The organism is Huijunlia imazamoxiresistens (genome assembly GCF_037132455.1).
In the GTDB taxonomy this organism is placed as follows: Bacteria; Bacteroidota; Bacteroidia; order Chitinophagales; family Chitinophagaceae; genus Flavisolibacter; species Flavisolibacter imazamoxiresistens.
In genome coordinates, this window is the sequence record NZ_JBBBEI010000014.1 from 33,259 (window position 1) to 45,669 (window position 12,411).

The window sequence follows — 12,411 nt, forward strand, 5'->3', positions numbered from 1 at the left end:
CATGATTTTACTTTCCGACCTGGACTTTTCCCTGCCGCTCAAGAACCCGGTAGTGATCTTTTCCCTGGTACTGTTCATCATCCTGTTCGCGCCCATATTGTTCAACAAGATCCGGGTGCCGCACATTATCGGCCTCATCCTGGCGGGCGTGGTGATCGGGCCCTACGGCCTCAACCTGCTGCTGCGCGACAGCTCGATTGTGCTGTTCGGCACGGTGGGGCTGCTTTATATCATGTTTACGGCCGGACTGGAAATCGACCTGGAGGAATTCAAGAAAAACCGGATCAAAAGCCTGGTATTCGGCCTGTACACCTTTGCCCTGCCGATGCTGCTGGGCAGCCTGGCGGGTTATTATGTGCTGGGCTTCAGCTGGCCGTCGGCCGTGCTGCTGGCCAGTATGTTTGCCTCCCATACCCTGCTGGCGTATCCCATCGCCAGCAAGTACGGCATTTCCCGGGTGCGGGCGGTGACGCTGACCATCGGCGGCACCATCATTACCGATATCCTGGCCCTGCTGGTGCTGGCCGCCATTGCCGGCAGTACCAAGGGCGAGATCGGCAGCGCCTTCTGGATACGACTGGCGGTGTCTTCCCTGCTCTTCGGCGCCATCGTGTTCCTGCTGTTTCCCATCGTGGCCCGCTGGTTTTTCAAAAAATTCGACGACAGCATCTCGCAATACATTTTCGTGCTGGCGATGGTGTTCCTGGGGTCGTTCCTGGCCGAAGTGGCGGGGCTGGAGGCCATTATCGGCGCCTTCCTGGCGGGCCTGGCGCTCAACCGGTTTATCCCCCACTCCTCGCCCCTGATGAACCGCATCGAATTTGTGGGCAGCGCCTTTTTCATTCCCTTTTTCCTGATCAGCGTGGGCATGCTGGTCGACTTCAGCGTGCTGGTCAAGGGATGGGGCGCCCTCCGGGTAGCCGGCGTGATGATCGTGCTGGCGGTACTGACGAAGTTCCTGGCGGCCTGGCTGACCCAAAAAACCTTCAAGCTGTCGCAGCCCGAACGGCAGATGATCTTTGGCCTGAGCACCGCCCGCGTAGGGGCCACCCTGGCGGTGGTGCTGGTGGGCTACAACATCATCCTGCGGGAAACCGAGGCCGGCGAACCCATCCGCCTGTTGAGCGAGGACGTGTTGAACGGCACCATCCTGATGATCCTGGTCACCTGCACCATCAGCTCCTTTACGGTGGAGAAGGCCGCCCGGGCCATTGCCCTGTCGGAAGAAACGCCGGGACCCGCCGATGAGAACGAACCCGAACGGATCCTGATTTCCCTGGGCTATACCCATAACGCTACCGACCTGGTGGACCTGGCGGTCATGCTGAAGCCGAAAGGCAGCCCGGAGCCCTTGTATGCCCTGAACGTGATCGACGACGAGGGCTCGGGCCGGAATGCCTCCAAAAAGATTATGGAACAGGTGATCAAGCAGGGAGCGGCCACCGACAACGAAATTCTGCCCCTGGTTCGCTTCGACCTCAACATCGGCAACGGCATCATTTATTCCATCAAGGAGCATGGCATCACCGATGTCATCATCGGCCTGCACCAGCATGCCGGGTCGGAGGACAACTTTTTCGGTCCCGTAGTGGAACAGGTGCTCCAGCGGGTTTTCAAGACCATACTGGTATACAAGCCTGCCCAGCCCCTGAACACCCTGAAACGGATGGTGGTGACGGTGCCGCGCAATGCCGAATACGAAGAAGGATTTTTCCACTGGTTCAACCGCCTGTACCTCATTTCCCGGGAAACCGGCCTGCCGCTGCACATCTTTGCCGGGGCGCATACCATCGAAAGCATCCGGCACCACAATTCCCGCAAAGCATCGCCGGTGGAGATCGTTTTTCAGCCCTTCACCCATTGGGATGAATTCCTGGTATTTACGCGGGAAGTGAAGGTGAACGACCTGTTCATTATTGTTTCCTCCCGCCGGGGTTACCTGTCTTATTCCCGCGAGCTGGAGAAGCTGCCCTACTACCTGATGAAATATTTTGCCGACAACAGTTACATCATTGTTTATCCCGAACAGATGGAGCCGGACAAGCCCGACAACTTCAACCGCCAGGATGCCAATGTGCAGGTGTTTTAAGGAGCAGGGCGGCCCCGGCAGCGGGCGGCAATCGAGCATAAAATATGCATGTAGATAGGGAAACCCCTTTTATGCGCACCTTTTTATTCAGTCTTGTGGCGATTGTTGCCCTGGCGGCCCTGGTAGCGGGTCTGCTGCTGGTGTTTCGTCCCGACGGAAGCCTGCTGGGGCTGTCGGAAAGCCTGCTGAAGTCCACTCCGTTCACTTCCTTCCTGTTGCCCGGCCTGCTGTTAGCAGTCGTCATCGGCGGGGTCAACCTGGTGGCCGTCCTGTTCGGGCTGAGTCACAAAAAGGCGGCCTATGTGTGGGCCTCCACGGGCGGCATCCTGCTGTGCGCCGGCCTGATCGACCAGATGCTGGTGACCCAGGTGTACCACCTGCTCAGCCTGTTGCTGCTGGCCGCCGGCTTCGCCATTGTTTTCCTTTCCTACGCGCTCATGGGCAATAAACAATAAGCAATAGGCAATTGCTTATTGCTCCTCCTCCTCTTCGAGGCCGGTGACCTTAATGTTCTTTCGTTCCTGCAACAGCAGGTCGTCGCGATACCAGTTGAAGACGCCGCGGCTTTCCTCGGTGTAATAGGTGCGGTATTGCACTCCTATCCAGCGGGTCAGGCGCTGGTAATAGCTCCGGTTCATTTCGTAGGTGATCCCATTCTCGGTCACCGTAAAGTTATCCGTAACGATATCGTGGGAATAATTCAAACTGGCCATAACGTTTCAAATGTAGGGGCAACCTCCCCGAACTTGTAAACCCGTAAACTATTTTATTAAAGCCTTTTGCGGAGGCACAGAAAACCTACTCCTATAAGGGTGGCGGCAAGCGTCGCCACCAGCTTTTTCTTTGCCGGGCGGGTCATCAGGGCCCAGCCTCCGTAGACGCCGGTACCGTATTCCAGCGGCTCGAACAGGTTGCCGCTGGTAACCGGGGCAAGGTCGGCTTTCTTCAGGTAACCTTCAATAACGGTAGCGGTTATGCGCCGGCAAAGGCCCGGGAAGAAAAGGTGTCCCAGGCGCAGGAGCGTAGCGACGCTGCCAACGGTTTTGGAATTTTTTGGGGATACCGCCAGCGATACGGCGGCCCTGGCCACCTTCTGAGGGTCGTAGACCGGCGGGGCGGGCTTCAGTACACGGCTGGTGTAATTGGCGGCATGTTGCATGCCGGGGGTATCGAGAAAGGCCGGGAACAGGTCGCACACATGGATATGGCGCCAGGCATGCAGCTCGCCCCGGAGGGCTTCGGACAAGCCCCGCAGGCCGAATTTGCTGGCGGAATAACCGGCCGCATAGGGTACCGGGAACCAGCCGCCCACCGATATGTTGTTGATCAGGGTGCCGTATCCCTGTTGTTTAAAATAATACAGGGCCGCATGGGCGCCGTGCAGGTAGCCCATCAGGTTGGTGCGGATTACCTGGTCGTGGATGCTGGGCGGGGTGCCTTCAAAGGGCCCGCCAGCCAGCACGCCGGCATTGTTCACCCAGACGTCGATGGCCCCGCCGAATTCCACGGCTGCCTCGGCCAATTGCTGTACCGCTTCGGCATCCGTTACATCGGTGGGCACGGCCAGGGCGCGTGCGCCCTGTGCAGCGCATTCGGCTACAACCTCGGACAGCGCCTCTTCCCTGCGGGCCCCCAATACAAGGAGGGCACCCTCACGGGCACATTCCAGCGCTATGGCCCGGCCTGCGCCGCTGGAGGCGCCGGTGACGACCACCACTTTGCCCCGGAGCCTGCCCGGGTTGCTATTGTTCGGCTTCATATGTATCTGTTTATCGGTGATGCCTTTCTTCGCTACAAGAACGATTCCAGAGTTGCGGGACAGTTCTACAGTGCACGCATAGCTTCCCGGGCATGCCAGATACAGGGAACGACACACACCCTCAAATTGACCATTGCTTTGATCGCATTTTTAACGGCGATGGATAAACGAAAAAACTCGGTTTTCCTGTTTCGTACAGATAGCCTGTTAAAAAAATGATACATTTTCCCTTACCCCTTTTTCACGCTAACTCATTGATTTTTGGCATGATATTACGTTAACTGTAACAAGTTTTTCATTCACCTTAAATAACCATTATGAAAAAGACCATCGTGTTCTCATTCGTTGCCCTGTGCTTTTCTGTAGCCGTGAACGCTCAAGCCGACACCACCGGTAAAAAAGACACCACTGTTACTGATTCTACTAAAAAGGCGTTGAATTTGGGTGTGCCGCATGCCGCTGCAAAGTCCGCGAAGGTAAGCAAGGTGACTGCCTCCAGCTTTGTTGACAGCTATACCGCACAACCCGCAGCAGCTGTGCTGAGAAGAAATCCCGCAACCTATGCCAAATCGGCCATGAAGGCCTAGCGCCCTCCCGTACCCCTCCTGTTTTTATTTCCCCCACTACCTACTGGTTCCTTTCCGATGCCCGGTAACTGATTACCGGCAACAGGACCGCTATGTCCCGGGGAGACAAAACAGGCAGACGTGCGCCGGTTTTTAAAACAAAAAAGGAAAAGAGAAACGACCCCTTCCGGGTGTTGTTTCTCTTTTCTGTTTACGGAGGGTACAGGACGGCGCCTTCCGCCCTTTTCGCTACCTTGGTGATTTTGCATCTTTACCTCTTAACGATCGCCAATGAAGCACGGTACCCCCCTCCCCCTTTTACGAAAAATTCTTTTCGCCCTCCTGCTGTTTACGGCAGGAAACGCCGGCGCCCAATTCGCCGACGCACCCAAGGACCCGATCTCCCGCTATTACCTGGCGCCGCAGCGCATTGTCTGGCAGTCCGATTCGCTGACCGGGTGGGTCGTTAACCCGGGCGCACTGCTGAAAACCGGCACCAGCCAGGCCTATTTTGAAAAACCCGAAGTATGCCGGTTCACCAATAAGTCCGGCCAGGCCTCGGTGATCCTCGACTTCGGCAAAGAGATCCATGGCAGCCTGCAGATCACCACCGCCACCAGCAACCGCGTCACCCGCCGCATGCGGGTGCGCTTCGGCGAATCGGTCAGCGAAACCTGCAGCGACGTGATCGGCGACGGCACCACCGGCACCGAGGGCGGCGCCACCAACCACCACGCCATGCGCGACTTTTACATTACCCTCCCGGGCTACGGTACCCAGGAAACGGGCAATACCGGCTTCCGCTTCGTGCGGCTCGACCTGGCCGATACCGGCGGCACCTTCGCCATCAAGGAGATCCGGGCCGTGGCCAGGATCCGCGACCTCCCCTACAAAGGCTCCTTCCGCTGCAGCGATCCGCGCCTCAACGACATCTGGAGGACCGCCGCCTACACCGTGCACCTGAACATGCAGGACTACCTCTGGGACGGCATCAAACGCGACCGCATGGTGTGGATCGGCGATATGCACCCCGAGGTCATGACCATCAATACCGTTTTCGGCTACAACGACCTGGTGCCCCGCAGCCTCGACTTCGTTCGCGACCATACGCCCCTGCCCGCCTGGATGAACGGCATCAGCGCCTACTCCATGTGGTGGGTGCTGCTGCAGCACGACTGGTACCTGTACCACGGCAAACTGGACTACCTGCGGGAACAGAAAAGCTACCTGCTGCCCCTGCTCGACCTGCTGATGACCAAGGTGGACTCCGCCGGCCGCGAAGCCCTCCATGACCGAGGCATGCGCTTCCTGGACTGGCCGTCGAGCGAGAACAAGCCCGGTATCCATGCCGGCCTGCAGGCCCTGATGGTGATGACCTTTGAAAAAGGCGCCGTCCTGTGCACCGCCCTGGGCGAAAGCGCCAAAGCAAAGGCCTGCAGCCTCCTGGCCGCCCGGATGAAAGCCTACGTCCCTTCTCCCAACGGCTCCAAGCAGGCGGCCGCCCTGCTGGCGCTGTCCGGACTGCTGCCCGCCCAACAGGCCAACAGCGAGGTGATCGCCGCCGGGGGCGCCAGGGATTTTTCCACCTTCTTTGGCTATTACCTGCTGCAGGCGCAGGCAAAGGCAGGGGCCTATGAAACGGCGCTGGAAAACATCCGCAGCTTCTGGGGCGGCATGCTCGACCTGGGCGCCACCACCTTCTGGGAAGACTTCAACCTGGACTGGACCCAGAACGCCGCGCGCATCGACGAAATGACCCCGCCGGGCAAGACCGACGTGCACGCGGCCTACGGCGGCTATTGCTATATCGGCCTGCGCAAAAGCCTGTGCCATGGGTGGGCCTCCGGACCGGCACCCTGGCTCACCGAACATGTACTGGGCATCCAGGTGCTGGAACCGGGCTGCAAGGTGATCCGGATCGAGCCCCACCTGGCCGGCCTTTCCTTTGCCGAGGGCAGCTTCCCCACCCCCCACGGCCTGGTACAAGTTTCCCACCGCAAGGGACCCGACGGCAAGGTGCGCACCGAGGTGCAGGCGCCGGCCGGCGTCCGGGTTATCCGGGCCAAATCATAGGCTGGGGCCCTAAACGAAAAAAGACCGCCAACTGCGGTCTTTTTTCGTTTAACTATTAATAACAATCTGAAAAAGGTTTACAACATTAGGTGGAGGTCCGCCAGGCAGATCTGCTCCAGGTAGGGCTCCAGCTGGTCGGTGCCGGTAAAGGGCCGCAGGCCAGCAATCTCGCCCTTTTCGCGGTGGTAATACAGCTCCACGTAAAAGGTTTCCAGCTGGTATAACAAAATCCAGTAGGTGCCGTTGTCACGTTCCGCAATATGCTGGTGGGTCCATACGGCTTCTTCCTGTGCGCAGGAAGGCATGGCTATGAAATCGCAAATCGTCATGAAACTAAAATAAGGCATTCCGGATAGTTTTTCAAGCCACCCCCATCCCTCCGCACTTCATTTTGCTCCCCTTAAATATTGCATTTTATTTCATTTATTATATTTAGCCATTTTGGACAAAAATTTATGGTCCTTTTCCAAAACGATAGAACCCAACAGTCCTTTTACCTGAATTTTTATGATTATTACTCCCGTTCTTTAAATTTTGATCAGAAAAAAAATTGTAAAAAATTTTTTCTACTGCAGGGATTTTGGCATATCGGAAGCGGGCCCGCGGGGCACCTGCTTTTTTTTCTGGCGCATCTGAAAACTGCACCAACAGTCGTACTCTTGCAAAAATTTCGTTTTCACCAACGGTAAACTTATGCGTATGATTCCTTCCTTTCGTCTCTTCCTGTCCGCTTCGCTGAAACGGACCGGGAGGAACGCCCTTCCCCTGCTGATGCTGCTGGGCGGCGTTACCGCTGCGCGGGCCCAAAAAGCAGAAAAATTTTTCAACAAGGCCGACCTGATGCTGGTAGGCTCGTATTATTACCCCGAACAATGGCCGGAAAATAACTGGGAACGCGACATCAAAAAGATGGGCAGCCTCGGGTTCGACTTTACCCACTACGGCGAATTCGCCTGGGCCGCCATGGAACCCGAAGAAGGCAAATACAACTTCGCCTGGCTGGATAAGGCCGTGGAGCTGGCCGGCCGCTACAACCTCAAAGTGGTGATGTGCACCCCCTCGCCCACCCCGCCGGCCTGGCTGTCGCAAAAGCATCCCGAAATCCTGATGGTAAACGACGAAGGCATCACCATGCAGCACGGCGCCCGCCAGCACATCTCCTGGTCCAGCCCCGTCTACCGCCAGTACGTGGAAAAGATCGTAACGGTGCTGGCCAAACGCTACGGCAACAACAAGGCTGTCTTCGGCTGGCAGATCGATAACGAACCCTCGCACTACGGCACCTCCTACGATTACAGCCCCGCTGCGCAAAAGCGCTTCCAGGAGTGGCTGAAAAAGAAATACGTCGCCATCGACACCCTCAACAAAGCATGGGGCGCCGCCTTCTGGAGCGTGACCTACAACAACTTCGAACAGATCCGCATCCCCAACCCCAAGGAAATGGTGGCGCAGGCCGATCCGCATGCGGTGCTCGACTTCAAGCGGTTTACCGCCGATGAAGCCGCCGACTTCGTGCTGTTCCAGCAAACCCTGCTGCGGAAGTACATTTCTGCGAACCAGTGGGTGACCACCAACCTGATGCCCGAATACGGACCGGTGGACCCGCGCCGCATGGCCGGCCTGGATTTTCCCACTTATACCAAGTACCTCGTGGCCGGCTTCGATATGGGCCATGGCGAGCAGGGCTACCGCATGGGATCCAGCACCAGCATCGGCTTTTCCAACGACTTCTTCCGCCCTATTACCGGCGTCACCGGCGTGATGGAGCTGCAGCCCGGTCAGGTGAATTGGGGCCAGTACAACCCGCAGACCATGCCCGGGTCGGTACGCATGTGGATCTACCACGTGTTTGCCGGCGGCAACAAGCTGGTGTGCAACTACCGGTTCCGCCAGCCCCTGTACGGCGGCGAACAGTACCACTACGGCATCATGAAGCCCAATGGCACCGACGTCAGCCGCTCGGGCGAGGAATACGTGAACGTGATCGGCGAGCTGAAAACCCTCAAAAAGGCCTACGACCCCAAGGCCGCCATGCCTGCCGACTACGCCAAACGGAAAACCGCTATCCTGTACAACGTCGACAACCGCTGGGAAACCGAATACCAGCCGCAGACCAACCAGTGGGACTTCATGACCCACGTCAAGAAATACTACAAGGTGCTGCAGTCCTTTGGCGCCCCCGTGGACGTGATCGACGAGCAAAAGGATTTTTCGGCCTACCCCGTGCTGCTGGCCCCGGCCTACCAGCTGCTGGATGCCGGCCTGGTGGAGAAATGGAAAAAATACGTGGAAGGCGGCGGCCACCTGGTGCTGTCGTCCCGCACCGGCCAGAAAGACCGCGAAGGGCACCTGTGGGAAGCCCTGTTTTCCCAGCCGATCCACCAACTGACCGGCGTGAAGGAAGTCTTTTACGACCTGATGCCCGAATCGCGTAAAGGCACCGTTCGCCTGGGCGATGCCACCTATGCCTGGAACAACTGGGCCGACATCCTGGAGCCGGCCGCCGGCACCGAAGTATGGGCTTCGTACGACGACCAGTTCTACAAGGGCAAGGCCGCCGTGGTCACCCGCCGCCTCGGCAAGGGCACGGTAACCTATATCGGTCCCGATACCGACGACGGCAAACTCGAAGCCGACGTGCTGCAGCGGGTGTACCAGCGGGCCGGCATCGGCATCCTGAACCTGCCGGAAGGCGTGGTGGTGCAATGGACCAACGGCTTCTGGGTCGGACTGAACTATTCCTCGCAAAACCAGGCCCTTCCTGTACCCGCCGGCGCAAAGATCCTGATCGGCGAAAAAGAGCTGAAGCCGGCAGGCGTGGTCATCTGGAAAGACTAAAGAACGGAAAAAAGCACAGGCAAAACCTGGCCGGGATAACCCCCTGCCGGGTTTTTTCTTTTGGGGGCGGGCCAGCTGCCGTCACCCGATCTCCCTCCAGGCAACGTTTGCCCCCCGGGGCTTGTCACTCCAGTAAATCCCCCAGATATGAACAAAATCTTTTATGGAAAAGCCTGCTTCCTCCTGGCACTGCTTACGGTATTTTGTTCGAAGCACAACGACCAGGAACCTGCAGCGGACCGTATCAACGGCAACTGGGAATGGGTGCGCACCGATGGCGGCATCGCCCACCATATTCATGAAACGCCCCGGTCCACGGGCAGGCAGATCGAGGTATCCTTAACGACCGACCGGAAGTATTGGATCTATACCAATGGTGTGCTGACGGCCCGGGGCACCTATACCCTGGAAAAAAAGCAGTGCATCCATGACCGGCAGCTAAAACCCCTGATCCGCTTTTCTTCGTCCGCCGACAGTGTCCGCATGGTGGAAACCATAACCCCCGATACCCTGCTGTTGTCCGATGAAGCTTATGATGGTCTTACTTCGCAGTATCGCAGGGTGTCACCGGGCGGCAACCTACCCAAGTAAGGACATCAACAAATTTTTCCGTAACCCTTAAGCAAATTGCCGGTGCCGGAACATCTTATTCCGGCGTCTGCTTTACCTTGCGCCCATGAAAACGATTGCCGTGATATTGCTGTCCTCACTGACGGCGTCCACGCTGCAGGCGCAGCAACGGTCCCTCTACCATCCCGGGTGGATCGACTTCAACAAGAATGGCCGCAGGGACCTTTACGAAGACCGCTCCCAGCCCATGGACCGGCGGGTGGAAGACCTGCTGGCCCGGATGAACCTGGCGGAAAAGACCTGCCAGATGGCCACTCTTTATGGCTACGGCCGGGTGCTGAAAGACGAAATGCCCACGGCCGCCTGGAAGCAGGAAGTGTGGAAGGACGGCATCGCCAACATCGACGAGGCCCTCAACAGCCTGCCCTACAACAAACGGGCACAAACGAAATTCTCCTACCCCTTCAGCCGCCATGCCGAAGCCATCAACAGCCTGCAAAAATGGTTCGTGGAAGAAACCCGGCTGGGCATCCCCGTTGATTTCACCAACGAAGGCATCCACGGCCTTTGCCACGACCGGGCCACGTCCCTTCCTGCCCCCATATCCATTGGCAGCACCTGGAACCGCCAGCTGGTGCGCGCCGCCGGGCAGACCGTGGGACGCGAAGCCAAAGCCCTGGGTTATACCAACATTTACGTGCCCATCCTCGACCCGGCCCGCGACCCGCGCTGGGGCCGCACGGTGGAATGCTATGGCGAAGACCCCTTCCTGGTGGCCGAGCTGGGCAAGCAAATGACCCTGGGCGTGCAGGGCGAAGGGGTGGCCGCCACCCTGAAGCACTTTGCCGTGTACAGTGTGCCCAAGGGCGGCCGCGACGGCGACGCCCGCACCGACCCGCACGTGGCGCCCCGCGAGCTGCACCAGCTGTACCTCTATCCCTTTGAACGGGTGATCAAAGAAGCCCAGCCCATGGGCGTGATGAGCAGCTACAACGACTGGGACGGTGTGCCGGTGACCGGATCCTCCTACTTCCTAACAGAGCTGCTGCGGCAGCAGTACGGCTTCAAGGGTTACGTGGTTTCCGACAGCCGGGCGGTGGAATACCTTTTTGAAAAACACCGCGTAGCCGCCGATTTCAAGGACGCCACCCGCCAGGCCGTGGAGGCCGGGCTGAACGTATGGACCAACTTCGATCCGCCGGCCGCCTATATCGAAAATATCCGGGCACTGGTCCAGGAAGGCGCTCTTTCAGAAACCACCGTGGACGACCGGGTGCGCGACGTGCTGCGGGTAAAATTCCGCCTGGGCCTGTTCGACGAGCCCTATGTAAAGGACCCGAAGGCGGCCGATAAGCTGGTACACACGGCCCAGGCCGACAGCCTGTCGCTGCAGCTGAACCGCGAGGCGCTGGTGCTGCTGAAAAACGAAGGCAGCCTGCTGCCCCTCGATCGTTCAAAGATGCGCAGCATCCTGGTAACCGGTCCCCTGGCCGAGACCACCAGCTATGCCGTCAGTCGGTACGGCCCGTCCAATAATCCCTTGGTTTCGGTGCTCGACGGCATCCGGGCGGCGACCGGCAAGGACATAACGGTGCTGCACGAGCAGGGCTGCACCGTGACCAGTCCCGGCTGGCCCGATACGGAGCTGGTGCCAACGGCGCTGACCCGTGGCGAAGCCGACAGCATCCAAAGGGCCGTTGCGGCGGCGGCGCAGGCCGACGTAATCGTGGCGGTGCTGGGGGAAAACGAGAAAACGGTGGGCGAAAGCCTGTCGCGTACTTCGCTGGACCTTCCGGGGCGCCAGCAGCAGTTGCTTGAAGCCCTGTACGCCACGGGCAAGCCGGTGGTGCTGGTGCTGATCAACGGCCAACCCCTGACGGTCAACTGGGCACAACGCTACGTGCCCGCGATCCTGGAGGCCTGGTTCCCGGGCAATTGGGGCGGAAAGGCCATTGCCGAAACCCTTTTCGGCGATTATAACCCCGGGGGCAAGCTACCCATTACCTTTCCCAGGACCACCGGCCAGATCGAGTACAACTTTCCCTTCAAGCCGGGCTCGCATGCGGGCCAGCCTTCCTCCGGGCCCAACGGTTCGGGCAAGTCCATGGTCAACGGTTCCCTCTACCCCTTTGGCTACGGCCTGAGCTACACGACCTTTGCCTACAGTAACCTGGCCATTTCACCGGAAGTGCAGGCGCCCCGGGGCAGCGTTACCGTTTCGGTGGATATCACCAATACGGGCAACCGCAAAGGCGACGAGGTGGTGCAACTGTACCTGAAAGACCTCCTCAGCTCGGTGATCACCTACGAAAGCCAGCTGCGCGGCTTTGAACGGGTGTCCCTGCTGCCGGGCGAAAAGAAGACGGTGACCTTTACCCTCCGCCCCGACGACCTGGCCCTGCTGGACCGCAACAGGAACAAAGTAGTGGAGCCCGGCGAATTTGAAGTGCTTATCGGCAGTTCCTCCGAAGACATCCGCCTCCGGAAGAAATTTGCAATAAGCAATAGGCAATAGG

The 12,411-nt window shown here is 58.6% G+C and carries 10 protein-coding genes; 7 read left to right on the forward strand and 3 right to left on the reverse strand.

All coding sequences use genetic code 11. The features are described from left to right. The first annotated feature begins 1 nt into the window (after position 1). Both V9K67_RS16910 and V9K67_RS16915 read left to right on the forward strand, forming a co-directional pair. Positions 2-2,089 (forward strand): cation:proton antiporter domain-containing protein, encoded by a 2,088-nt coding sequence (locus V9K67_RS16910; RefSeq protein ID WP_336724382.1) that lies wholly within the window; start codon positions 2-4, stop codon positions 2,087-2,089. Positions 2,090-2,160: 71 nt separating this feature from the next. Then, on the forward strand, positions 2,161-2,544 hold the full coding sequence (locus V9K67_RS16915) for a hypothetical protein (protein ID WP_336724384.1): 384 nt from the start codon (positions 2,161-2,163) through the stop codon (positions 2,542-2,544). A gap of 15 nt (positions 2,545-2,559) precedes the next feature. Here the strand turns inward: V9K67_RS16915 and V9K67_RS16920 are convergent, their stop codons facing one another. Together V9K67_RS16920 and V9K67_RS16925 are read right to left on the reverse strand one after the other, a co-directional pair. Beyond that, positions 2,560-2,802 (reverse strand): hypothetical protein, encoded by a 243-nt coding sequence (locus tag V9K67_RS16920; protein WP_336724387.1) that lies wholly within the window; start codon positions 2,800-2,802, stop codon positions 2,560-2,562. A 56-nt stretch (positions 2,803-2,858) separates the two neighbouring features. Continuing rightward, entirely contained in the window at positions 2,859-3,848 is a 990-nt protein-coding gene (locus V9K67_RS16925; protein ID WP_336724389.1) for an SDR family oxidoreductase, read from the reverse strand. A gap of 317 nt (positions 3,849-4,165) precedes the next feature. Between V9K67_RS16925 and V9K67_RS16930 the strand changes: the two genes are divergently transcribed. Together V9K67_RS16930 and V9K67_RS16935 are read left to right on the forward strand one after the other, a co-directional pair. Beyond that, the gene (locus V9K67_RS16930; protein WP_336724391.1) at positions 4,166-4,435 is read left to right on the forward strand and encodes a hypothetical protein; all 270 of its coding nucleotides are present in this window, start codon (positions 4,166-4,168) and stop codon (positions 4,433-4,435) included. 270 nt (positions 4,436-4,705) lie between these two features. Continuing rightward, positions 4,706-6,487, forward strand: a complete 1,782-nt coding sequence (locus V9K67_RS16935; RefSeq protein WP_336724393.1) for an alpha-L-rhamnosidase-related protein — start codon at positions 4,706-4,708, stop codon at positions 6,485-6,487. A 77-nt stretch (positions 6,488-6,564) separates the two neighbouring features. Here V9K67_RS16935 and V9K67_RS16940 read toward each other — a convergent pair whose 3' ends face one another. Beyond that, positions 6,565-6,834 (reverse strand): hypothetical protein, encoded by a 270-nt coding sequence (locus tag V9K67_RS16940; protein ID WP_336724395.1) that lies wholly within the window; start codon positions 6,832-6,834, stop codon positions 6,565-6,567. 352 nt (positions 6,835-7,186) lie between these two features. On the opposite strand from V9K67_RS16940, the gene V9K67_RS16945 reads away from it, so the two are divergent. From V9K67_RS16945 to V9K67_RS16955, 3 genes are all read left to right on the forward strand, one after another. Beyond that, a complete protein-coding gene (locus V9K67_RS16945) occupies positions 7,187-9,325 on the forward strand; it encodes a beta-galactosidase (protein WP_336724397.1) in 2,139 nt (712 codons plus the stop codon). Positions 9,326-9,472: 147 nt separating this feature from the next. Next, the gene (locus tag V9K67_RS16950) at positions 9,473-9,916 is read left to right on the forward strand and encodes a hypothetical protein (RefSeq protein ID WP_336724398.1); all 444 of its coding nucleotides are present in this window, start codon (positions 9,473-9,475) and stop codon (positions 9,914-9,916) included. A gap of 85 nt (positions 9,917-10,001) precedes the next feature. Then, on the forward strand, positions 10,002-12,410 hold the full coding sequence (locus V9K67_RS16955; RefSeq protein WP_336724399.1) for a glycoside hydrolase family 3 N-terminal domain-containing protein: 2,409 nt from the start codon (positions 10,002-10,004) through the stop codon (positions 12,408-12,410). Position 12,411: the final 1 nt, after the last annotated feature.